This window comes from Candidatus Accumulibacter contiguus, from assembly GCF_036625285.1.
In the GTDB taxonomy this organism is placed as follows: domain Bacteria; phylum Pseudomonadota; class Gammaproteobacteria; order Burkholderiales; family Rhodocyclaceae; genus Accumulibacter; species Accumulibacter contiguus.
Window position 1 is genome coordinate 455,197 of sequence record NZ_JAZKUC010000002.1, and the last position, 22,131, is coordinate 477,327.

Annotated in this window: 14 protein-coding genes, 1 tRNA gene and 12 pseudogenes; 18 read left to right on the forward strand and 9 right to left on the reverse strand. The window is 61.6% G+C overall.

Going from position 1 to position 22,131, the window contains the following annotated elements:
- Positions 1 to 651 precede the first annotated feature (651 nt).
- From V5B59_RS20575 to lgt, 5 genes and pseudogenes are all read right to left on the reverse strand, one after another.
- Positions 652 to 1,125: a VOC family protein gene (locus tag V5B59_RS20575; protein WP_332352284.1), complete on the reverse strand. Its 474-nt coding sequence runs from the start codon at positions 1,123 to 1,125 to the stop codon at positions 652 to 654.
- Between the two features lie 200 nt (positions 1,126 to 1,325).
- Positions 1,326 to 1,442 (reverse strand): annotated as a pseudogene (locus V5B59_RS20580) (malonyl-CoA decarboxylase domain-containing protein); the annotation flags it as partial.
- A 112-nt stretch (positions 1,443 to 1,554) separates the two neighbouring features.
- A pseudogene (locus tag V5B59_RS26365) lies at positions 1,555 to 2,159 on the reverse strand (malonyl-CoA decarboxylase domain-containing protein).
- Complete coding sequence (locus tag V5B59_RS20595; RefSeq protein WP_332352286.1) at positions 2,059 to 2,565, reverse strand: malonyl-CoA decarboxylase N-terminal domain-containing protein; 507 nt, start codon at positions 2,563 to 2,565, stop codon at positions 2,059 to 2,061. Before V5B59_RS20595 ends, V5B59_RS26365 begins: the two are co-directional and overlap by 101 nt.
- Before the next feature lie 38 nt (positions 2,566 to 2,603).
- Positions 2,604 to 3,400 (reverse strand): annotated as a pseudogene (lgt, locus tag V5B59_RS20600) (prolipoprotein diacylglyceryl transferase).
- A gap of 83 nt (positions 3,401 to 3,483) precedes the next feature.
- On the opposite strand from lgt, the pseudogene ilvD reads away from it, so the two are divergent.
- The 7 genes and pseudogenes from ilvD to V5B59_RS20635 all read left to right on the forward strand — a co-directional run bounded on the left by ilvD (position 3,484) and on the right by V5B59_RS20635 (position 10,884).
- Positions 3,484 to 5,341: pseudogene (gene ilvD, locus V5B59_RS20605) on the forward strand (dihydroxy-acid dehydratase).
- 182 nt (positions 5,342 to 5,523) lie between these two features.
- Positions 5,524 to 5,835 (forward strand): c-type cytochrome, encoded by a 312-nt coding sequence (locus V5B59_RS20610; RefSeq protein ID WP_034919112.1) that lies wholly within the window; start codon positions 5,524 to 5,526, stop codon positions 5,833 to 5,835.
- 168 nt (positions 5,836 to 6,003) lie between these two features.
- A pseudogene (locus V5B59_RS20615) lies at positions 6,004 to 7,223 on the forward strand (branched-chain amino acid ABC transporter substrate-binding protein).
- 157 nt (positions 7,224 to 7,380) lie between these two features.
- Complete coding sequence (locus V5B59_RS20620; RefSeq protein WP_332352287.1) at positions 7,381 to 8,283, forward strand: branched-chain amino acid ABC transporter permease; 903 nt, start codon at positions 7,381 to 7,383, stop codon at positions 8,281 to 8,283.
- An 18-nt stretch (positions 8,284 to 8,301) separates the two neighbouring features.
- A pseudogene (locus V5B59_RS20625) lies at positions 8,302 to 9,387 on the forward strand (ABC transporter permease subunit).
- Positions 9,383 to 10,164 (forward strand): annotated as a pseudogene (locus V5B59_RS20630) (ABC transporter ATP-binding protein). Before V5B59_RS20625 ends, V5B59_RS20630 begins: the two co-directional pseudogenes overlap by 5 nt.
- 16 nt (positions 10,165 to 10,180) lie before the next feature.
- Positions 10,181 to 10,884: pseudogene (locus V5B59_RS20635) on the forward strand (ABC transporter ATP-binding protein).
- Positions 10,885 to 10,908: 24 nt separating this feature from the next.
- On the opposite strand, the gene V5B59_RS20640 reads toward V5B59_RS20635, so the two are convergent.
- Together V5B59_RS20640 and V5B59_RS20645 are read right to left on the reverse strand one after the other, a co-directional pair.
- Positions 10,909 to 11,277: a hypothetical protein gene (locus V5B59_RS20640; RefSeq protein WP_332352491.1), complete on the reverse strand. Its 369-nt coding sequence runs from the start codon at positions 11,275 to 11,277 to the stop codon at positions 10,909 to 10,911.
- 103 nt (positions 11,278 to 11,380) lie between these two features.
- Positions 11,381 to 11,503 (reverse strand): annotated as a pseudogene (locus tag V5B59_RS20645) (EAL and HDOD domain-containing protein); the annotation flags it as partial.
- Between the two features lie 29 nt (positions 11,504 to 11,532).
- Between V5B59_RS20645 and V5B59_RS20650 the strand changes: the two are divergent.
- On the forward strand, positions 11,533 to 12,219 hold the full coding sequence (locus V5B59_RS20650; RefSeq protein WP_332352289.1) for a hypothetical protein: 687 nt from the start codon (positions 11,533 to 11,535) through the stop codon (positions 12,217 to 12,219).
- 79 nt (positions 12,220 to 12,298) lie between these two features.
- On the opposite strand, the gene V5B59_RS20655 is transcribed toward V5B59_RS20650, so the two are convergent.
- Positions 12,299 to 13,174, reverse strand: coding sequence for a 2Fe-2S iron-sulfur cluster-binding protein (locus tag V5B59_RS20655; RefSeq protein WP_332352290.1), 876 nt, complete (start codon positions 13,172 to 13,174; stop codon positions 12,299 to 12,301).
- A gap of 437 nt (positions 13,175 to 13,611) precedes the next feature.
- On the opposite strand from V5B59_RS20655, the gene V5B59_RS20660 reads away from it, so the two are divergent.
- The 10 genes and pseudogenes from V5B59_RS20660 (at position 13,612) to ampD (ending at position 20,856) form a co-directional block, all read left to right on the forward strand.
- On the forward strand, positions 13,612 to 13,887 hold the full coding sequence (locus tag V5B59_RS20660; RefSeq protein ID WP_332352291.1) for a hypothetical protein: 276 nt from the start codon (positions 13,612 to 13,614) through the stop codon (positions 13,885 to 13,887).
- 214 nt (positions 13,888 to 14,101) lie between these two features.
- Positions 14,102 to 14,516 (forward strand): annotated as a pseudogene (locus tag V5B59_RS20665) (CopD family protein).
- Positions 14,517 to 14,541: 25 nt separating this feature from the next.
- Positions 14,542 to 14,988 (forward strand): annotated as a pseudogene (locus V5B59_RS26370) (THUMP domain-containing protein); the annotation flags it as partial.
- A gap of 140 nt (positions 14,989 to 15,128) precedes the next feature.
- Positions 15,129 to 15,589 (forward strand): annotated as a pseudogene (locus V5B59_RS26375) (hypothetical protein).
- Positions 15,590 to 15,850: 261 nt separating this feature from the next.
- Entirely contained in the window at positions 15,851 to 16,813 is a 963-nt protein-coding gene (locus V5B59_RS20675) for a polyprenyl synthetase family protein (RefSeq protein WP_211203268.1), read from the forward strand.
- An 18-nt stretch (positions 16,814 to 16,831) separates the two neighbouring features.
- Positions 16,832 to 16,908 (forward strand) — tRNA-Pro (locus V5B59_RS20680).
- A 137-nt stretch (positions 16,909 to 17,045) separates the two neighbouring features.
- Positions 17,046 to 17,279: a PP0621 family protein gene (locus V5B59_RS20685; protein WP_034914629.1), complete on the forward strand. Its 234-nt coding sequence runs from the start codon at positions 17,046 to 17,048 to the stop codon at positions 17,277 to 17,279.
- 6 nt (positions 17,280 to 17,285) lie between these two features.
- Positions 17,286 to 18,875, forward strand: coding sequence for a two-component system sensor histidine kinase NtrB (locus tag V5B59_RS20690; RefSeq protein WP_288132303.1), 1,590 nt, complete (start codon positions 17,286 to 17,288; stop codon positions 18,873 to 18,875).
- Positions 18,869 to 20,239 (forward strand): sigma-54-dependent transcriptional regulator, encoded by a 1,371-nt coding sequence (locus tag V5B59_RS20695; protein WP_169069050.1) that lies wholly within the window; start codon positions 18,869 to 18,871, stop codon positions 20,237 to 20,239. Before V5B59_RS20690 ends, V5B59_RS20695 begins: the two co-directional genes overlap by 7 nt.
- A gap of 5 nt (positions 20,240 to 20,244) precedes the next feature.
- Positions 20,245 to 20,856 (forward strand): 1,6-anhydro-N-acetylmuramyl-L-alanine amidase AmpD, encoded by a 612-nt coding sequence (gene ampD, locus V5B59_RS20700; protein ID WP_169069085.1) that lies wholly within the window; start codon positions 20,245 to 20,247, stop codon positions 20,854 to 20,856.
- 22 nt (positions 20,857 to 20,878) lie between these two features.
- On the opposite strand, the gene V5B59_RS20705 is transcribed toward ampD, so the two are convergent.
- On the reverse strand, positions 20,879 to 22,039 hold the full coding sequence (locus V5B59_RS20705; RefSeq protein WP_169069049.1) for a pyridoxal phosphate-dependent aminotransferase: 1,161 nt from the start codon (positions 22,037 to 22,039) through the stop codon (positions 20,879 to 20,881).
- Between the last annotated feature and the right edge of the window lie 92 nt (positions 22,040 to 22,131).

Here is a 22,131-nt window from a genome sequence, read left to right on the forward strand (position 1 = left end):
TCGGACTGCAGCGCTGGCGGAGCCGCTGCCTGCTCCGAGGTCACGCTTTGTAGTCCGTATTGCTTGTTTTCCGGTACGACTTCTTCTTGCACGGCTTTGACTTCACTCATTGATGCCTCCTTGGTGTGGCTGAAAACTGGTAAGAGATGAAACGTCTCGTGGCCGGGGATGCGGTCACGGACGACGTCCCACGGCGCAGGCCGCCCACGGCTTGCCCAGCCGGATCAGGGCTCGGTGAACGAACGAGCCGAGTTCTACTGTGGACTCGAATTGTTGGCATGGTTCTACTCCTCGTTGCGCGGGAGTTTCCCGGGCCGACAATTATCGTTCTTTTCTGCGCAAAAAAGAACAATCCGGTGCACAAAACGTGCAATCCATCGAGGCTCATCAGGCAAACTGGCAGCGGTGTTTGGCGCACATGGCTTGCGGCAAGCGAGCGTCGTGCCGAACGCTTGTGATGCAGGCGCCTGTCGGTGGCGTCATGGCGTAAGCCAGAGCCAGGAGTGCGGGATCTATGCAGTGGCAATTTGAGCAGAATGCGCCAAGCGGACGGGCAGCGCCTGACTGCCCGTCCAATGAAGTATCTGCGCGAGCGAATGGTCGGTCAGGCCCCTTGCCGAGGGCTGCCGGTTCCGGGCAGTGTGCCTGTTCTCAGCCGAGTTTGGCGAAAGCTTCGATCACTTCCGGCGGTGCCTGCACCATTTCGATCAGCACGCCTTCACCGGCGATCGGAAACTCGGCACTCGCCTTCGGATGCAGGAAGGTGATGTCGAAGCCGGCGGCACCCTTGCGGATTCCGCCCGGCGCGAAGCGAACGCCGTTGGCAGCAAGCCATTCAACCGCCTTTGGCAGGTCGTCGATCCACAGACCGACGTGATTGAGCGGCGTGGCATGCACTGCCGGTTTCTTTTCGGGGTCGACCGGTTGCATCAGGTCGACTTCGACCTTGAACGGTCCTTTGCCCATGGCGACGATGTCTTCATCGACGTTTTCGCGTTCGCTGACGAAGTTGCCGGTGATTTCGAGGCCGAGCATGTCGACCCAGAGTTGACGCAGCTTCAGCTTGTCCGGGCCGCCGATGGCGATTTGCTGGATACCGAGGACTTTGAAGGGACGTTCGTTCATGGATGTTCTTTCTCTTAACAGGATGAAAAAAGGGGTTCTGATGTGCAATCTCAGTCACGGGCAGAACGACGGATGGCTGCAGCGGCAGCAATCTCGCCGCTGCGCGAAAAAGCTTCGACGTTGGCTTCGATAGTATCAGGGTCGTAAAGATAATTCACCATCAGACCGTAGGACTGCTGCTGGCCGCGTGCCGAGGTGTCGGCCAGATAGTTGAGACGTTCGATGCGCGCGCCGTTGCCGAGGTGAAAGCGGGCGACCGGGTCGTAAGGCCGCCCGCCCTTGCCGGTGGTCAGCAGGTAGCGTGCGGCCAGGCGCAGTCAGGCCGTGTTGCAGGGCGCGTGCCAGGCGCTCGTCATTCATCCAGCGATCGTCGGCAAGCAGTTTCGGCAAGTCGTCGCTGGCATCTGGCCGGTTGCGGCATTTCCGGCGTCAGATGGCGTTTGATCCGTTCGAGGTCGGCGGCGCTGAAAGCATGCGGCCAGGCTCCGGGTTCTTCTCGGCCCAGCGCCGGAACGAGGGCAGGGGAGAGAGGGTGGCAAAGCTGACCAGGCGCGGGTAATCGCGCTTCAGATCGTCCACAACCCGCTTGAGCAGGAAATTGCCGAATGACACGCCACGCAGGCCGACCTGGGTGTTCGAGATCGAATAGAAGATCGCCGTGCTTGCCCTGTGCGCATCGAATACCGGTGCATGTTCGTCGAGCAGTGTCTGCACATTGTCGGCGAGATGTTCGGTCAGCGCCACCTCGACGAAGATCAGCGGCTCCATCGGCATGCGGGATGAAAGAAGGCGTAGCAGCGACGATCGGAATCGAGGCGGTTCTTGAGATCGCTCCAGGAACGGATCTGGTGCACCGCCTCGTACTCGATCAGTTTTTCGAGCAGCGCTGCCGGTGAACTCCAGGTGATGCGCTGCAGTTCCAGGAAGCCGACGTCAAACCAGGCACCCAGCCGGGATTCGAGTTCGCGATCCAGCGAACGCAGGGCGACATCCTTTTCGACAAAGCGCAGCAGGTCGGCACGCAGGTCGACCAGGAACTTGACGCCTTGTGAGCAGGGTGTTGAATTGCGTCAGGATGCGCAGGCGAGACGAGCGCATGGCGTTGCGCAGGGCGGACTCGGCAGTCCACTGCGCGTCGCTGCCGATCGCCGCCTGATAGTCTGCGTGCGCCTTGGCGACCTGCTGCGGGTCGGGACCGAATTCGGTGGCGACGATGCGCAGGAAAGTGGCGCGACCCTCGTCGTTGAGACGCAGGTAGGTTTCCGCCAGACGGCCGGCACGCTGCCTTGCCGAGACTTCACCGCCGATGCCGCTGGCGCATTCATGCAGCAGATCACGAATGCGTACCAGTTGTTTGCCATCCAGGCTGCGCGGAGTGCCACCGTCAGCGAGCAGCGTGCGCACCCGGCGCAGCCCCCGCACTACCATGCCTTCTGCCATTTCTTTCTCCTCCGTCTCGCGGCCAGCGACGCTTCGACTCAGATGTGCTGGCGATTCGCGATGACGACAAAAATGATCCCGACAACAATCATCGGCAGCGACAACCACTGCCCCATGCTGACGGTGTACGAAAATCCGAAGATTCCCTCATCCGGCGACCGAAATACTCGGCGATCCAACGCAGGACCCCGTAGCCGATGAGAAAGACCCCGGAAACGGCGCCGCGTGCCCGCGTCTGACCTGAATACAGCCACAGGACAACGAACAGGGCGAGGCCTTCGAGTCCGGCCTGGTAGAGCTGCGAGGGGTGGCGCGGCAAATCGTCGACCCAGGGAAAAACCATTGCCCATGGCAAGGAAGGATCAGCCGCACGCCCCCACAGCTCTCCGTTGATGAAGTTGCCGATGCGCCCGGCAGCCAGGCCGAGCGGCACCAGCGGCGCGATGAAGTCGGTGATTTCGAGCCACGTCCTGCCAGTTTTGCGCGCGTACAGCCACATCGCGAGCAGCACACCGAGAAAACCACCGTGAAACGACATACCTCCTCGCCAGATGGCGAAGATCTGCAGTGGCTGCGTGAGATAGTAGCCCGGCTCGTAGAACAGAACCTGGCCCAGACGGCCACCGGCGATCACACCAAGGACGCCGTAGAACAGCAGGTCATCGAGCTGTTGTACCGTCCAGCCGGCTTGCGAAAGTTGCGGATGGGTGAGGATTCGCTGCCGGCCAAGCCACCAGAACTGGAGAAAGGCGAGGAGGTACATCAGTCCGTACCAGTGCACGCTCAGCGGGCCGAGCGAAAGCGCGACAGGGTTGAACTGCGGATGGATCAACACGGAACGAACACCCCAGGGGCTTTCGGATAGAATTCGCATTATATCGCGCCACCCTCGGGCGTGTTCCGGATTGGAGATCAGCAATGCCACACTATCGTTCCCGCACCTCGACGCACGGTCGCAACATGGCTGGCGCGCGCGCGCTTTGGCGTGCCACTGGCATGCAGGACGGCGATTTCGGCAAACCGATCATCGCCGTCGTCAATTCCTTCACGCAGTTCGTTCCCGGACATGTGCACCTCAAGGATCTGGGTCAGCTGGTGGCGCGCGAGATCGAGGCTGCCGGTGGCGTAGCCAAGGAGTTCAACACCATCGCCATCGACGACGGGATCGCCATGGGGCACGATGGCATGCTGTATTCATTGCCCTCGCGCGATCTGATCGCCGACTCCGTCGAATACATGGTCAATGCGCACTGTGCCGACGCGATGGTGTGCATCTCGAATTGCGACAAGATCACACCCGGCATGCTGATGGCGGCGATGCGGGTGAACATTCCGACGATCTTTGTTTCCGGTGGTCCGATGGAAGCCGGCAAGGTGAAATGGGGTGGCAAGGTGATTGCGGTCGACCTCGTCGATGCGATGGTCAAGGGCGGCGACAGCAATTGTTCCGACGAGGAAGTCGATACCTTCGAACGCTCGGCATGCCCGACCTGTGGTTCGTGTTCGGGCATGTTTACCGCCAACTCGATGAACTGCCTGACCGAGGCGCTCGGCTTTTCCCTGCCCGGCAACGGCAGTCTTCTGGCTACCCATGCGGATCGTCGAGGGCTGTTTCTGCAGGCGGGACGCCAGATCGTCGAACTCTGCCGCCGCTATTACGAGCAGGACGACGCCTCGGTGCTGCCGCGCGCCATCGGCAGTTTCGCAGCCTTCGAGAACGCGATGACGCTGGATGTGTCGATGGGCGGTTCGACGAATACCGTGTTGCACATTCTGGCGGCTGCGCAGGAGGGGGGTGTGAACTTCACGATGGACGACATCGACCGTATCTCGCGCAAGGTTCCCTGTCTGGCCAAGGTCGCTCCGGCGACACCCGATTATCATATGGAGGATGTGCATCGAGCCGGCGGCATATTTCGCGATTCTCGGCGAACTCGACCGTGCCGGTCTGCTGCATCGCGGTGTGCCGACCGTGCATGCAAGAACACTCGGGAGAAGCGATCGACCGCTGGGATGTGATCCGTACAGAAGACCCGCAGGTGTTCGAGTTCTACCAGGCGGCACCGGGCGGCATTCCGACGCAGAAGGCTTTCTCGCAGAACCGGAGGTATCCAGATCTCGATCTCGATCGCGCGCGCGGCTGCATTCGCAACCAGGCCAACGCCTATTCGCAGGACGGCGGACTGGCCGTGCTCTACGGCAATATCGCGAGTGACGGCTGCATCGTGAAAACCGCCGGTGTGGATGAGAGCATCTGGGTGTTTACCGGCAAGGCGCGGGTGTTCGAGAGTCAGGACGATGCCGTGCAGGCGATTCTCGGCGACCAGATCAAGGCAGGCGAGGTGGTGGTGATTCGCTACGAAGGGCCGAAAGGCGGACCGGGCATGCAGGAAATGCTCTACCCCACGTCTTACCTGAAGTCGAAAGGCTGGGCAAGGTCTGCGCGTTGCTCACCGACGGCCGCTTTTCAGGAGGAACCTCGGGGCTGTCGATCGGGCATGTTTCACCGGAAGCCGCTGAAGGTGGCGCGATCGGCCTGGTTGAAGAAGGCGACGTGATCGAGATCGATATTCCCGGGCGTCGCATTCATCTGGCCATTGCCGATGCCGAACTGGCCAGGCGGCGCGCGGCGATGGACGCCAGGGCCGATTCTGCCTGGCGCCCGCAGTGCAAGCGCCAGCGGGTCGTTTCACAGGCATTGCAGGCCTATGCGCTGATGGCCACCTCGGCGGCGACCGGAGCGGTGCGCGACCTGAGGCAGTTGAAGCGGATCTGAGCAGGCGTGCACGACGGCAGATTCTTGCAGGGTCAACGATTGGCGCTGTCGATGCGTTGATGGAGGGTAAGGCTGGCTGACGGTATCGGAAAGGCCGATAGGCCGATCAAGAAGCTTTCCAAGCCGGTCAAACTGAAATATATCGGAATGTTGCAAACCCCTTATCTGAACGGAGTAAAAGCATGAAAACGATCTACGTGTGCCTGCTGGCTGCTGCCGGCGTGATGTCTGCAGGTGCTGTCCAGGCTCAGGACGCCGAAGCCCTGGCCAAGTCGAAGAACTGTCTATCGTGTCACGCGGTCGACAAGAAGGTCGTCGGTCCGTCATACAAGGATGTGGCCAAGAAGTACACGGCCAAGGATGAAGCGATGCTGGCTGCGAAAGTCATCAAGGGCGGCAAGGGCGCCTGGGGTGAGATACCGATGCCGCCGAATCCGTCCGTCACGCCCGATGAGGCGACCAAACTCGTGAAGTGGATCCTCAGCCAGAAGTGATGGTTGAATGAAGAAGAAACCGGCGGCGTGCCGGTTTTTTGTTTTGATGACCCAAGGGAGCATCGGCGTGCCGGCCGAAAAATCATATGCCGGTTGACAAGGTCCTGATGTGCTTGGACAATCGCCCGTTCGTTAGCCCGGTAAAACACAATATTGGAGATCAAGTTTATGAACCATGTACGTATACCTGGTGTACTCGTCGTTCTGGCCGCCTCTATGGCGATCATTGGTTGCGGGAAGAAGGAAGAGCCCAAGGCCGCTGCCCCTGCCCCGGCCCCGGCTGCTGCAGCCCCTGCGCCGGCACCGAAGCCGGAGATGGTCGTGAAAATCGGTCACGTCGCGCCGCTGACCGGCCCGATCGCGCACCTCGGCAAGGACAACGAAAACGGTGCCCGTCTGGCCGTCGACGATGCCAATGCGAAAAAGGTCGAGATCGATGGCAAGGTCATCAAGTTCGAACTGCTCGGCGAGGACGATCAGGCGGATCCGAAAACCGGTACCGTCGTGGCCCAGAAACTGGTCGATGCCAAGGTCGCCGGCGTCGTCGGTCACCTGAACTCGGGTACCACCATTCCGGCATCGGCCATCTACAACCAGGCCGGCCTGCCACAGATTTCGCCGTCGGCAACCAATCCGAAGTACACCCAGCAGGGCTTCAATACTGCTTTCCGGGTGATGGCCAACGACATCCAGCAGGGCTCGGTGGTCGGTACCTATGCGGTCAAGGACATGGGCGCCAAGAAGATTGCGATCATCGACGACCGTACGGCCTATGGTCAGGGTTTGGCGGATGAGGTCGAGAAGGCCGCCAAGGCGGCCGGTGCGACCATTGTCGCCCGCGAGTTCACCAACGACAAGGCGACCGACTTCAAGGCCATTCTGACCAAGATCAAGGCCAAGAATCCCGACGTGATCTTCCTCGGCGGCATGGATGCGGTCGGTGGTCCGATGCTCAAGCAGATCAAGGAACTGGGCATCAAGGCCAAGTTCACCACCGGCGATGGCGGTTGCTCGCCCGAGCTGATCAAGCTCGCCGGTCCGGCCTCCGAAGGCGTGATCTGCTCACAAGCCGGTCTGCCCCCGAAAAGCTCCCGAATGGCCAGAAGTTCCTCGAAGACTTCACCAAGAAGTATGGCCAGATCCAGATCTACTCGCCGTACAGCTATGATGCGGTGATGGTCCTGGTCGACGCCATGAAGCGCGCCAATTCGGCTGACCCGGTCAAGTATCTGCCGGAAGTTGGCAAGACCTCCTATGATGGCGTGACCGGCAAGATCGAGTTCGACGAGAAGGGCGACATCAAGAACGGCGCGATTACGGTTTTCGAGATCAAGGATGGCAAACTCGTCACGCTGAAGTCTGAAGGTGGTACCGCCCCCGCGAAGTAAGGGCATCCGCTAGAGAGGGAATGGCTGCGGCCATTCCCCACTGACATCCGCATCCGCTCAGCATCAACCGCGCCTTGCTTCCGCACCTCCCCACAACCCTGGTGGCATGAGTCGGAACCGACGGTTCGCCATCAGCCTTGTTGCGGAAAGCCTGACCATGGACACACTTCTCCAGCAGTTGATCAACGGCCTCACTCTGGGCGCCGTCTACGCGCTGGTCGCTCTCGGCTACACGATGGTGTACGGCATCATCGGTCTGATCAACTTCGCTCATGGTGAGGTGGTGATGATCGGGACGATGGTCGCTTTCACCGTGATCGTTTCTCTCGCTTCTTCCGGCATGTCGCCGCTGCTGATTCTCGGCGTCGGTTTGCTGGTTTCGGTGGTGGTCTGCATGGTGCTCGGCTGGGCTCTCGAACGGGTTGCCTATCGCCCATTGCGGCATGCGCCGAGACTGACCCCGCTTGATCACCGCGATCGGCATGTCGATCGTCCTGCAGAATGTGGCGATGATCATCTGGGGCCGCAATTACATCACTTTCCCACCGATGATCAACAAGCAGATTTACGAGTTGGCGGCGCCAGTTTCACCAACGTACAGGTTGCGATCGTTTCTCTTGCGGCATTGGTGATGCTGGGGCTGATCTACCTGGTGCACCGCACGCGCATCGGCATGGCCATGCGGGCGACGGCGCAGAACCCGCACGTGGCCTCGCTGATGGGCGTCGATATCAATCGCGTGATCGCCATGGCCTTCATCATCGGCTCGGCACTGGGAGCGGTGGCGGGTTGCATGGTCGGTTCGTACTACGAGATTGCGCATTACCAGATGGGTTTCATGCTCGGCCTGAAGGCCTTCACGGCGGCCGTTCTCGGTGGCATCGGCAATCTCGCGGGCGCCATGGCCGGCGGCCTGTTGCTCGGCCTCATCGAGGCGCTGGGTGCCGGCTACATCGGGGATCTGACCGGTGACTTTCCTGGGCAGCCACTACCAGGACATCTTTGCCTTCATTGTGCTGATCATCGTCCTGATGTTTCGCCCTTCGGGCCTGTTTGGTGAACGTACTGGAGATCGCGCATGAACGGCCGCATCCGGAGCTCCGTCTCGGTTTCCTGGCAGCGACATTGGCTGGGTCTGCTGTTGCTCGCTGTCGTCCTGCTGGCCGTGCCTTTCGTTGCCGCACTGGGTGGCCAGGCCTGGGTGCGTATTGCCAACTTCGCGATTCTCTACATCTTCCTGGCGCTGGGTCTGAATATCGTCGTCGGCTATGCCGGTTTGCTCGACCTCGGTTACGTCGCCTTCTACGCGGTCGGCGCCTATACCTACGCACTCCTGGCATCGCCGCATTTCGGTATTCACCTGCCATTCTGGGTGATTCTGCCGCTGGGCGCCGGACTGGCGTGTCTATTTCGGAGTTCTGCTCGGCGCACCGACCCTGAAACTTGCGGGCGACTATCTGGCGATCGTCACGCTCGGTTTTGGTGAGATCATCCGCATCTTCATGAACAATCTCAACGCGCCGATCAACGTCACCAACGGCGCGCAGGGAATCACCCTGATCGATCCGATCCGGATCGGCGATTTTTCCTTCGCCCAGACCAGTACCTTCCTTGGCGTGACCCTTTCCGGTCCGCAGAAGTACTACTTTCTGCTGGTTGCCCTGGCCATCCTGGTGATCGTCGTCAATATCCGCTTGCAGGATTCGCGCATCGGTCGCGCCTGGCAGGCGATTCGCGAGGACGAGGTGGCTGCCAAGGCCTGCGGCATCAATACCCGGAACATCAAGTTGCTGGCCTTCGCCATGGGCGCCTCGTTCGGCGGTATCGCCGGCGGTGTCTTTTGCAGCGATGCAGGGATTCGTCAGCCCCGAGAGCTTCTCGCTGATGGAATCGATCACCATTCTGGCGATGGTCGTTCTCGGCGGCATGGGCCACATCCCCGGGGTGATCCTCGGTGCCGTTCTGTTGACTGGTCTTGCCCGAAGCCTTGCGCTATGGCATCGAGCCGCTGCAGCGGCCGCTCTTCGGGCGCATGATCATTGACCCGGAGAGCTTGCGGATGCTGGTCTTCGGCCTCGCTCTGGTACTTGTGATGCGCTTCCGTCCGGCTGGCCTGTGGCCATCGTCGCTGCGTCGCCGCGAACTGGCCGAGGTGACGGATTGACCATGAGCCAGCACCACTTCTTCTCGAAGCGCATGAGGTCGCCAAGCATTTCGGCGGTGTCAAGGCTTTGCACGATGTTTCGCTGACCATTCGCCGGGGCGAGATCTATGGCCTGATCGGGCCGAATGGCGCCGGCAAGACGACTTTCTTCAATTGCCTGACCGGTCTGTACAAGAACGAGAGCGGCCATTTCGTCTTCGACGGCGTCAAACTCGAGGCCGATGCGCCGCACAAGGCGGCCGAAGTCGGGATCGCCCGCACCTTTCAGAACATTCGCCTGTTCGGCAACATGACGGCAATCGAGAACGTCATGGTCGGACGCCATTTGCGGACGCACGCCGGCGTCTTTGGCGCGATCACCCGCAACCCGGCGACGCGTGCCGAAGAGGCGGCGATTGCTCGCCGGGCCGAAGAACTGCTGCACTATGTGGGAATTCATGAGCGGGCACATGACTACGCCCGGCATCTGTCCTACGGCGATCAGCGGCGCCTGGAGATTGCCCGTGCCCTGGCCACCGAACCCAAGCTGCTCGCGCTCGACGAACCGGCCGCGGGAATGAACGGCACCGAAACCGAGGCTTTGCGCGTGCTGGTCGAGGGCATCTGCCGGGATGGTGTGACGGTATCTGCTGATCGAGCATGACGTCAAACTGGTGATGGGCTTGTGGGCGGGTGGCGGTACTCGACTACGGCGAGAAGATCTGTGAGGACGTGCCGTCGGTGGTGCAGAAGGATCCGCGCGTGATCGAGGCCTACCTCGGTGGGTCGGTGGCCTGAAGGGAACGGATGAATCATGCTCGAAGTTAACGGATTGCGCGTTTCCTATGGTGGTATCCAGGCCGTTCGTGGCATCACCTTTCATGTCAACGAAGGCGAGATGGTGGCGCTGATCGGTGCCAACGGTGCCGGCAAGAGCAGCACCTTGCGAGCGCTGTCCGATTGCTCGATCCCGCCGGCGGCAGCGTCCGCTATCGCGGCAAGGAACTTCTGGCCTTGCCGCCGCACCGCCTGGTGGTGAAGGGATTGCGCTGGTGCCCGAGGGCAGGGGGGTCTTCCCGCGCATGACCAGCCTCGAGAACCTGTACATGGGTGCCTACGCGCGCAATGACAAGGACGGCCATCGAGGCGCGACCTCGAACAGGTGCTCGGGCTCTTTCCCCGCCTCAAGGAAAGGGCGCAGCAAGTGGCAGGAACGCTCTCGGGTGGGGAACAGCAGATGCTGGCGATTGGCCGGGCGCTGATGAGCAAACCGCGGCTGCTGCTGCTCGACGAGCCGTCGATGGGACTCGCGCCGATCATGGTGCAGAAAATCTTCGAGGTGATTCGTGCGGTGGCCAGCGAGGCATGACCATCCTGCTCGTCGAGCAGAATGCCAAGCTGGCGCTGGAGGTCAGTCAGCGTGGCTACGTCATGGAGAGCGGCGAGATCACGGTGACCGACGAGTCGAACAAGCTGCTGGCCGACCCCAAGGTGCGCGCCTGCTATCTCGGCGAATAGCGGGCACTTGCCACAGCGCTGGCCCTAGAACTCCATCGCATCGGCGAAAGCCAGCGCCTGCACCTGGGCGCGGTTGAATTGCGTGGCGGTCAGGCCAAGCATGGCCGCCTGCTCGGCGATCGCCTGCGCCATCGTTGGCGCTCGCTGGCCAGCGCCAGTTCGAGGAAGGGCCTGATAGCGACCGCCGTTGCCGAGCAGGGCGTCGCAGATCGGCTCAGGCAGGCGCATCGCCTCGAGCACCTGTTCCATGCCGACGCCGAGCAGCGCGTCGAGCAAGGAGAAAGCGCCGGTGATGAACAGGTTGTCGTACTCCGACTTGTCGACCAGGCCGCTGGCCAGCAGCTCCATCAGGCGGGCTCTGAGCAGGGCCGTGTACATCAATGCGGGCGCCATCGGGTCCTTGCTTGCCGTCCCCAGCAAGCAGTGACAACCAGCGGTTGAGCTTGTCGTAGCCGAGCATGCTGACGGCGTGCCGAAACGACTGGATCTCACAGGACAGGCCGAAACCGGCTGAATTGATGTAGCGCAGCAGCTTGTACGAAATCGCGACATCCTGCTTGAGCGCCGCTTCGATTTCCCGGATTTCGGCGTTCTTGCGGACCAGATTGAGCACCCGCACGATGTTCGCCTGTCCGGCATTGAGCTTCTTTGCCGGTACGCTGGCTCGGCGAGGTGAAAAACCAGCCGGAGGCGGCAGTCATTCCCGCATCCATGCAGGCCCGGAAATCTGCCGCTGTTTCGACATTGAAAGCGATGCCGATGCCGATCGAGCGGGTCCGGGCGGCGAGCAGCTTGAGTTGGGCCAGCGTGAAGCGCTGGGCGTCGAAGCCGATGAAACGGCACTGGCACGCCGATCGTCATCGCCTGCGCTGCCTGCGGATCAAAGTGCAGGCAGAGCGTCGGTTGCCAGGTCTGCAGCGCGGCGATCAGGTCCGGTCCCTGCTCGCTGAGCAGCGTTGCCGCCGGCAATTCGATGGTCGCGTTCCGGAGTCGACCAGTCGAGCAGGCTGGCATCACAGCTGGCTCTGGCCGCAACTGATGAACACCGGCTTTTCCTCCAGGTGGCCAGACGTCGGCCAGCGCGTCGAGGGTGCTCACTGCATCCGGCATGCCCCCTGGTTTCCCAGGTGGAGCGTCAGTCGGGTGGCGATGATCCGGCTCTGGCGATTGACCAGCGGCTGGCGGGACATGAAAACTTCATTCATCGGAGCAACCCTGGTTCGGAAGAACCATTCGATTGTTGAAGCTGCACGCTTCGCGCTCATCGCCTCCAGGGTATCGGCAGCAAAGTCGAAGGAGTCAGCAAAGAATTCCTCTGGCGGCAACTGGCAGTGAGTGAGGAAATCCCGCCTGGCGCAGGCACCATCGCCGGTGAGCCGCAGACGTAGGCCTGATGGCCGGAAAGGTGGGGTGATCAGCCATCGCCACAGCATGCACCAGGCCGCGTCGACCCGGCCAGTGTTCGCTGCCGGCGAGTCGGAGAGGACCGGGGTGAAATCAATGTGGGGATGCTGCACAGGCCACTGTTCGGCCAGCCGGCCAGCAGGTAAAGGTCGGCGCGACAGCGACCACCCCAGTAGATGTGCATGGGTCGTGCGTTGCCTTCCGCAATGGCGTGTTCGACGATCGCCTTGATCGGCGCAAAGCCGGTGCCACCGGCGACCAGCAGCATCGGTTTGCCGGAGTCCTCGCGCAGGAAGAAGCTGCCGTGCGGTCCGCGCAGGCGCAGGAGGTCGCGTTCCTTCATGGTGCTCGAAGAGATGATCGGTGAACTGGCCGCCGGGCACCTGGCGAACATGCAACTGAGAAAGGCGTCCGCGTGCGGGGCGTTGGCCAGCGAGAACGAGCGGCGCCGGCCTTCCTTGAGCAGAATGTCCACGTATTGGCCGGCGAGAAACTGCAGGCGCTCATTGGCGGGCAGCTTGAGGTCGATGATCATCACGTCCGGCGCTGCGCGCGTCAGCTTGTGCACGCGCGCCGGCAAGGTCCTGATCGGAATATCCTCGAGCGAGCGAACTTCCCTGCTCTCGAGGCACAGGTCGCTTCTCGCCATGGCGCAGCAGAAGAGGGCAAAGCCGGCCTGGCGGTCGGCTTCACTGAGCACTTCGAGCTGGGCTTTGCCGTGCGCCAGCTCGCCGGCCAGGACCTTGCCCCGACAGCTGCCACAAACCCCATCCCGGCAGCCGTAGGGCAGACTCAATCCCTGACGCAGCGCGGCTTCGAGAATCGTCTCGTCAGGCTCGGCGTGAAAACTGTGCCGGCTCGGCTGAACACTGACCTGAAAACCCATGGACTCTCCGCTGATGTCCTAATCCGGTAAAATTGCGCAGTGCAAAAACTATTGATCGTCGGCTGCGGTGATATTGCCGCCGCTGCTGCCCCGTCTGCTTGGCCATTACCGCGTCTTCGCGCTGGTTACGCGACCCGGGCAGTGCGCCTTCTGGCGCGAAAACGGTGCCCGACCCGTGCTGGCCGACCTCGATCAGCCAGCCAGCCTGCAGCGCATTGCCGGTCTGGCTGACATCATCGTCCATCTGGCACCGCCGCCGGCCGCCGACAGAAGATCCCAGGATGTCGGCGTGATACCCGGACCCGTGGCCTGCTTGCCGCGCTGGCCCGCGGCGGAGTCTACCACAGCGCATCGTGTATATAAGCACCACCGGCGTCTATGGCGATTGCCAGGGGCGCGGATTGACGAAACGCGCAGCTTGCGGCCGGCGACGGCGCGTGCCTGTCGCCGCGTTGATGCCGAGCGCCAGCTACGCGCTTTTGGCCCACCGAGGCGTCGTCGTCAGCATCCTGCGCGTGCCCGGCATCTATGCCGCCGATCGCCTGCCGCTCGACCGTTTGCGCAAGGGAACGCCGGCGCTGTGCGCGGCGGACGACGTCTATACCAACCATATTCATGCCGACGATCTGGCGATGCTGACCTGTGCCGCGCTTCGCTACGGGCGCAGCAACCGCATCTACAATGCGAGCGACGATTCGGATCAGGATGGGTGACTATTTCGATCTCGTTGCCGATCGTTTCGGTCTGCCAGGGTGCCTCGCCTTGTCGCGCCGCGACGCCGAGAGCAACTGTCGCCGCTGCAGTTGTCGTTCATGAGCGAATCCCGCCGTCTGCTCAACCAGCGGGTCAAGAAGGAACTGCACGTCAGGCTGCGCTATGCCCGGTCGATGATGGCGTCGCCGCGGCCTGACACGGAAAGGAAGCACGGTGTTGATCGTCAAGGTGCTGCATCTGTGGATGGTGGTCAGCTGGTTTGCCGGCCTGTTCTACCTGCCGCGTATCTTCGTCAATCTGGCGATGGTTGCGCCGGACAGCGTCGCCGAGCGTGATCGCCTGCTGCTGATGGCCGGCAAGCTCTATCGTTTCATGACCCCGATTGCCGTTCTGGCGTCGCCTGGGTCTGTGGCTGTGGTTCGGTTTCGGCTTCTCGGGCGGCTGGCTGCACGCCAAGACGGCGCTGGTGGTGGCGCTGCTGGCTTATCACGCGTATTGTGGTCGCCTTTGCGCGACTTCCAGGCCGGGCGCAACGCACGCACAGTCACGTCTGGTACCGCTGGTTCAACGAAATGCCAGTGCTGGTGCTGCTGGTGGTGACCTACCTGCCGTGGTCAAGCCGTTCTAGTTCACCTGCCGGGAGACAAACCATCGTGGAAAAGTTTTTTGCAAGCTGCCCGCGCGGCTCGAGCAACTGCTGGCTTGAAGACCTCGTCGCGGCGGGTGCGCGTGACCTCAAACAGATCTTCGGCGGCGTGCATTTCCTTGCCGACTGGCCGGCCTGCTACCGTGCCAATCTCCACTCGCGGATTGCCACGCGCATTCTCTGGCGGGTGGCGCTGGCGCCCTATGGCACCGAGGAAGACATCTACCGCCTGGCACTCGACACCCCCTGGCCAAAGTGGTTCGTTCCCGAGCAGACCATTCGGGTAGACGTCAACGCCGTCAAGAGCCCGCTGAAGAGCCTCGACTTCGTCACCCTGCGCATCAAGGACGCCGTCTGTGATCGCTTTCGCCCGATGACCGGGACTCGTCCGAGTGTCGATACCCGCCAGCCGGAGGTGCGGGTGCACGGCTTCATCAGCAAGGACGAATGCACGCTCTATCTCGATACCTCGGGCGCACCGCTCTACCAGCGCGGTTTTCGCCAGAAGACCGTCGATGCGCCGCTGAAGGAAAATCTGGCCGCCGGCATTCTGCGCCTGAGCGGCTGGCAGCCGGCGTCGCTCTGCTCGACCCGATGTGCGGCAGCGGTACCTTCCTGCTCGAGGCGGCACAGATCGCGCTCGGCGTGGCGCCGGGGCCGGGCGGGATTTCGCTTTCAGCAGCTGCGTCATTTCGACGCCGCCGCCTGGCAGCGGCTGCTCGATGCCGCGCGTGCAACGAAAGCTGGCTGCACGGCGAGGCGGGAATTTTCGGCAGCGATATCTCGCCGGTTGCCGTTCGCGCGACGCTGGCCAACCTCGACCGCGCCGGACTGCTGCCGGCAGTCACCTGAGCACCGGCGACCTGCTCGAAATCAATGCGCCCGCCGAGCATGGCATCCTGGTCAGCAACCCGCCTTACGGTGAGCGCGTCTCCGACCATGACGAACTGGCACAGTTCTACCCTCTGCTCGGCAGTGCCCTGAAGCGCCGCTTCGCTGGCTGGAACTGCTACCTGATCAGCGCCGACACCCGTCTGCCGAAACTGTCCGCCTGACCCCGAGCAGGAAGACACCCCTGTTCAACGGGGCGCTGGAGTGCCGTCTCTATGAATTCCGGATGGTGGCCGGCAGCAACCGCGGCGGCTCGGCGGGTTCTTCGACGGCGGGCGCCTCGTCAAGCGGCTAGCGGACCCGGACTTCCTTCTGCGCGGGCAGCGAGCACCGGATATTTTGCTTGGCAGTTCCTGTAGTTGACGCAGGACGGGTCGGCGCCTAAGATCGCGGAGTTTTTTGTGCCAAGGTGCTGTGTGGTGAGAATGGAGCAGTTATACAACCTGATCAGGTCCGACCTGGAAGCGGTTGACGCAGTGATCCGCCAGCGCCTCCATTCCGATGTGGTGCTGGTCCGGCAGGTCGCCGAGTACATCGTGCAGAGCGGCGGCAAGAGACTGCGTCCGGCGCTGGTGCTGCTCTCGGCTGGCGCGCTGGGTTATCGCGGTGCATATCATCACGAACTCTCGGCGGTGATCGAGTTCATCCACACGGCCACCTTGCTGCATGACGATGTGGTCGACGCTTCCGACCTGCGGCGCGGTCGTGAAACCGCCAACGCGATGTTCGGTAATTCGGCCAGCGTGCTGGTGGGTGACTTCCTGTATTCGCGAGCCTTTCAGATGATGGTTGCAGTCAATGACATGCGCGTCATGCAGGTGTTGTCAGACGCGACCAACGTCATTGCCGAGGGCGAAGTGCTGCAATTGATGAACTGTCATGATGCAGACCTCGATGAGGCGAGCTACCTGCAAGTCATCCGCTACAAGACGGCGAAGCTGTTCGAGGCGGCGGCGCAACTGGGGGCGATCATTGGTGGTGCCACTGCTGCCATCGAGCAGGCGATGGCGACCTACGGCATACACCTGGGGACGGCGTTTCAGTTGATTGACGATGTGCTTGACTATTCGGGCGCCGAACAGGAGACCGGCAAGCATCTTGGCGACGACCTGGCTGAAGGCAAGCCGACACTGCCGCTGATTTTCGTACTTCAGAATGGGACTACAGCGCAGGCGGCTTGCGTACGACGCGCGATAGAGAGTGGTGGGCGTGACGACTTGCCTGAGGTGTTGGCAGCGATTCGCGCCACCGGGGCGCTCGAATACGCAAAACAGAAGGCCAAGGCGGAGGCTGAGCGCGCTGCGATTGCGCTGGATCTCGTACCTACTTCTCAATACAAGGATTCCTTGTTAGAATTATGCCTCTTTGCAGTAGCTAGAAGTTATTAGCGCTGTAATCGCATCGGTCGGGGCGTAGCTCAGCCTGGTAGAGTACTGCGTTCGGGACGCAGGAGTCGGAGGTTCGAATCCTCTCGCCCCGACCAACCGTTGCCTGTCGGTCTTTCCCGACACACGCGCTGCACCGGTCTTCAACCCGGACGATTGCCCGAATCCGATTGGCGATGCTCTCTGCTCGCCATCGTTCTGCTATGCTTGTGCGTTCTGCAGGACTTCTCTGGCAATGACAAAATTTTTACTGTTAATCGGGCTGGTGTGGTTTGTCTGGTGGGCCTGGCGCAAGTCGTGCACGGCGCGCAGCACGATTCGACCGCCGACCGAAGAACTCGAAGCCGAGCGCATGGTTCAATGTGCCCACTGTGGTGTCAATCAGCCAGTCAGCGAGAGCATTCTGGCCAATGATCGTTACTACTGCTGCGTTGCCCACCTTCGTGAAGCCCAGTCCGACGGCACCTGAGTGGTCATGTTGAGCACGCCAGAGGTTGGCATCGAGCGCTTCTCCGAGACGCACTGGAAATCGCTGCGCTATTTCAACCTCTACCGCTTTGCGGTAGCCTTGCTGCTTTTCTGCTCCGCGCTGCTGTACCCGTCCGCCTTTCCTGTGCTCACTCCGCATCAGGGTTTGCAGCACCTGATGCTGGCCGGAATCTACCTGGCGAGTACTGCGCTGACGGTGATCGTGGCGTATCGCCATCGTCAGCATGCCAGCATGCAGCTCACTGCGAGCGTCATGGTTGATGTACTGGTGATGACGCTGCTGATTCATGTTGGCGGCGGGCTGGGTAGCGGACTGGGATCGATGCTGTTGGTGACACTGGCCGGTGCCGGTCTGGTCGGGCAGGGTCGCCTGGTGCTGTTCTATGCGGCGATGGCAACGCTCGCTGTGCTGTTCGAACAGTCTTATCGGGCACTGCAGAACGATTTCGATGCGGCCGGATTCTTCCATGCCGGGGTCTTCAGTGCCGGGTTTTTTGCGGTAGCCGTTTCGGCTCGCCTGCTGGCTCGTCGGGTGATCGCCAACGAAGTGCTGGCAAGGCAGCGCGGTGTTGACCTGAATAATCAGACGGTGATCAGCCAGCGCGTGATCGAGGAGATGCAGGATGGTGTTCTGGTGCTCAGCAGCGATGGTCAGGTCAGGCAGAGCAACCCCCGCGCCAGGCAACTGCTGGCATTGCATGGCGGCAAGGGGATCAGCGAGTGCTCGCCCGAACTGGCGCAGGGTTTCGTCAATTGGTGCCAGAACCCCGGCGAAGAGGCGGCGCTGGTCAACGTGCCGGCGAGTGGCATACAATTGCGAGCGCGCTTCATTCGCACCGTCAGCACTGAAAATGATGTGCTTGTTTTTCTTGAGGATATCGGCCGTCTGCAGGAGCAGGCACGGCAGATCAAACTGGCTGCACTCGGGCGGCTGACCGCCAACATCGCGCACGAGATTCGCAACCCGCTATCGGCGATCAGTCATGCCGGCGAGTTGTTGCGTGAAGAACGGCGAGGCCAGCTGTATGAGCGCCTGCTGCGCATCGTTCTTGACAATGCCCAGCGTCTGGAGCGCATCGTTAGTGATATTCTGGAACTTGGTCGCCGTGACCGCAGCTACCGTGAACGGATCGACCTGCGCGAGGCGCTGCCTTTGTTCATCGAGGAATGCCGGGTCAAGGAGAACTTGCCGGCAGATGTGGTCCGCCTGGAGTTGTCGGGCCGGGCCATTCTTTGTTTCGATCGTTCGCATTTTCATCAGGTGTTATGGAATCTTCTGGGCAACGCGTTGCGGCATTCGCAGCGTGCTGCCGGTAGCGTTCGCCTGCTGGTTTGTGATGCCCGGGCCGATGATCAGTTGGAACTGCATGTGATCGACGATGGTCAGGGCGTCGATGAGGCTTGCCGCGAACAGATCTTTGAGCCGTTCTTTACCACACATCATCGTGGTACCGGCCTGGGTCTTTTTATTGCACGCGAGTTGTGCGAAGCGAATGGCGCGCAGCTTGAACTCCAGAAGCCAGGGCTAGGGCCAGGTGCCGATTTTTGTCTCTTGGGGAGGGCGGTCGGGTGTTAGCAGGTAAAACGGAAAGGCGCCCGCGCGGCGAGTTGGCGAGAGTGCTGGTGGTCGACGACGAGGCGGATATTCGTGAGCTTCTCGATCTGACGCTGGCGCGCATGGGACTCTCCGCAGACTGTGCGGCAAGCGTAGCGGAGGCGCGACTGCTGCTCGGGCAGCAGCGCTATCAACTGTGTCTCACCGACATGCGTCTCCCGGACGGAGAGGGTCTGGAGATCGTGCGGCTGATCGGTGAGCGCTATGGAGAGACCCCCGTGGCGGTGATCACCGCTTTCGGCAGTACCCAGAACGCGGTGGCTGCGTTAAAGGCAGGCGCTTTTGACTATCTGGCCAAACCGGTAGCTCTGGAGCAATTGCGCAGCTTGATCAAATCTGCTCTCAGTCTGCCGCGTCGGCGGGCTGGCGTCGTCGGGGATGAAGCACCCGGTCTTGCCGCCCAACTGATCGGGCACTCGGCGGCGATTGAACATGTCCGTGACATGATCGAGAAGCTGGCCCGTACCCAGGCGCCGGTCTATATCTCCGGGGAATCGGGGACAGGAAAGGAACTGGCCGCGCGCCTGATACACGATCAAAGTGCCCGTCGTGCCGAGCCCTTCGTGCCGGTGAATTGTGGAGCGATTCCCGAGAATCTGATGGAAAGCGAATTCTTCGGTTATCGCAAGGGCGCATTCACGGGTGCGGACGGCGATCGCGAGGGCTTCTTCCAGGCAGCTCATGGAGGAACGCTGTTTCTCGACGAACTGGCTGATTTGCCGCTGCCGATGCAGGTCAAACTGTTGCGAGCCATTCAGGAAAAGAAGATACGCAAGGTTGGCAGCACAGTCGAAGAAGGCGTCGACGTGCGCATCATCTCGGCGACTCACCGTTTGCTCAGTGACTGCGTTGATGCCGGAACCTTTCGCCAGGATCTCTATTACCGAGTGAACGTCATCGAACTCAAGATGCCGCCTTTGCGCGAACGCGAGGAGGATGTCGAGCCACTGGTAGAGGCGCTGCTGGTACGCATCTGCGGGGCACAACCGCCACGGCTGCAAGCACAAGCCCTGACGGCGCTGAAAGCGTACAGTTTTCCAGGCAATGTGCGGGAGCTCGAAAACATCCTCGAGCGGGCCACGGCACTGTGTAACGATGGGACGGTGGCTCTCGACGATCTGCAGCTGGCGCCGGAAAAGACGGCCAGTGATAGCGTGGGCCGCGACGGTGAAACGCTCGACGACTACATCAACCGTGTCGAGAGGCAGGCGATCCTTGAGGCCTTGGCCAAGACGGCGTTCAACCGTACTGCAGCGGCCAGGCTGCTCGGCGTGACTTTCCGTTCGCTGCGTTACCGCATCGAGCGCCTCGGTATCGAAGAGTGATCTCCTTGCCTGGGGCGGCAGGTCCGGTCCGGTCTGACGGCTGGCTCGAGGGCGCTCGGCATATCGAATCGCCCAATTGTGATGAGCGCCCGGAGGGCGAGAGCGTGTCGCTGATCGTTGTCCATGCCATCAGCCTGCCACCGGCGCAGTTCGGTAGTGAGGATATCGTGCGCTTATTTACCAATCGACTCGACGCCGCTGCTCACCCCTACTTTGCGCAGATTAGTCATCTCCGCGTTTCGGCACATTTTCTCGTTCGCCGCGATGGCGAGTTGATCCAGTTTGTCTCCTGCCGGCAGCGTGCCTGGCATGCCGGCCTCTCTTCCTGGCAGGGGCGATCGCGGTGCAACGACTTTTCCTTGGGGATTGAACTGGAGGGTTGTGACGATCTGCCATTCATGGACCTGCAGTACCTCCGTCTTCTGCAACTGCTGCGGCGGCTCTGCATTCACTACCCGATCACGGCGCTTGTCGGGCACAGCGACATCTCTCCAGGTCGCAAGACCGATCCCGGCCCCTGCTTCGACTGGCAGCGCCTAGCTGCCATCGGGAATTTTCCCGGAACGTTGCCCCGAGCGCCATGGCGCATCGAGCAGGGACAGGTCAAGAGCAGATAGGGGGAAGGTCAACTCTCGACCCTCAGCCCAGAAAGCGACGGATTCTGTCAACCGCCTCGGCCAGACGTTCGAGCCTGGTCGTGTAAGCAAAGCGCAAATGCCTCTCCGGCGCATGTGTGCCGAAGTCGAGGCCGGGTGTGGCAGCAACACCGGCCGACTCGATCAGGTCGCGAGCGAAGCGATCGCTGTTGCTGGTCAGGGCGCTGCAATCGGCGTAGATATAGAAGGCACCTTCCGGTCTGGCCGTCAGTCGGAAACCGAGGTCTGCGAGCGCCGGCGCCAGGAAGTCGCGCCGGCGCCGAAACTCCGCGCGCCGTGCTTCGAGGATACTGATCGTCGTCGGTGCGAAAGCCGCGATTGCGGCGTGCTGCGCCGGTGTCGATGGCGAGATGTAGAGATTCTGTGCGAGCTTTTCGATGTCGCGGGCGAAGCGTTCGGGGACGACCAGCCAACCAAGACGCCAGCCGGTCATGTTGAAATATTTGGAAAAACTCTGGACGACAAAGATGTCTTCGCCGAACTGCAGTGCTGTCTGAGCGTCACCTGCATAGGTAAGGCCGTGGTAGATCTCATCGACGATCAATTGTCCCTGGCGCTGGCGAACGAATTCGGCCATCGCTGCCAGTTCTTCACCGCCCAGCATGGTACCGGTGGGGTTGGCCGGGGAAGCGAGCAGCGCTCCGGCTGAGCGTTCGTTCCAGTGCGCCTCGAGATGGGCCAGGGTGGGTTGAAAGTTGCTCGCCGGGCCGACCGGCATGCCGACCGGCACGCCTTCAAAGCAGCGGATGAAGTGACGGTTGCACGGATAACCGGGATCGCTGAGCAGCCACTCACTGCCCGCTTCGACCAGGCAGGCGAGGGTCAGCAGCAGGGCACCGGAAGCCCCCGCTGTGACTGCTATGCGTGTGGCGGGGATGTTGATGCCGTAGCGTGTCTGGTAGAAGTCGGCGATGGCGCGGCGCAACTCGGGGAGGCCAAGCGCGGGTGTATAAAACACGTGGCCGCTCTCGAGACTTGCTCGTGCTGCGGCGATGATCGGTTCCGGCGTTGGGAAGTCGGGTTCGCCGACTTCCATGTGGATGATGTCGCGACCTTCGGCTTCAAGTGCCCTGGCGCGTGCCATCAACTCCATGACATGAAAGGGGGCTATGTTGGCGAGGCGGCTGGCGGGAAAGGTCGGCATGGTTGGAATCGGTCTGGTGAAAGCCGGCAGTGTAACCACAAGACATGACGCTGGCCAAAAAAAGCCGCCCGGAGGCGGCCTCTTGATGTTCT

What these genes read in the sequence shown, in the direction of transcription:
- V5B59_RS20620 (WP_332352287.1), top strand. Translation starts at nt 7,381, where the DNA reads ATGGACACACTTCTCCAGCAGTTGATCAACGGCCTCACTCTGGGCGCC.
- V5B59_RS20675 (WP_211203268.1), top strand. Translation starts at nt 15,851, where the DNA reads ATGGAGCAGTTATACAACCTGATCAGGTCCGACCTGGAAGCGGTTGAC.
- V5B59_RS20690 (WP_288132303.1), top strand. Translation starts at nt 17,286, where the DNA reads ATGTTGAGCACGCCAGAGGTTGGCATCGAGCGCTTCTCCGAGACGCAC.
- V5B59_RS20575 (WP_332352284.1), bottom strand. Translation starts at nt 1,125, where the DNA reads ATGAACGAACGTCCCTTCAAAGTCCTCGGTATCCAGCAAATCGCCATC.
- V5B59_RS20705 (WP_169069049.1), bottom strand. Translation starts at nt 22,039, where the DNA reads ATGCCGACCTTTCCCGCCAGCCGCCTCGCCAACATAGCCCCCTTTCAT.
- V5B59_RS20640 (WP_332352491.1), bottom strand. Translation starts at nt 11,277, where the DNA reads ATGGCGCCCGCATTGATGTACACGGCCCTGCTCAGAGCCCGCCTGATG.
- V5B59_RS20595 (WP_332352286.1), bottom strand. Translation starts at nt 2,565, where the DNA reads ATGGCAGAAGGCATGGTAGTGCGGGGGCTGCGCCGGGTGCGCACGCTG.
- V5B59_RS20685 (WP_034914629.1), top strand. Translation starts at nt 17,046, where the DNA reads ATGACAAAATTTTTACTGTTAATCGGGCTGGTGTGGTTTGTCTGGTGG.
- V5B59_RS20610 (WP_034919112.1), top strand. Translation starts at nt 5,524, where the DNA reads ATGAAAACGATCTACGTGTGCCTGCTGGCTGCTGCCGGCGTGATGTCT.
- V5B59_RS20655 (WP_332352290.1), bottom strand. Translation starts at nt 13,174, where the DNA reads ATGGGTTTTCAGGTCAGTGTTCAGCCGAGCCGGCACAGTTTTCACGCC.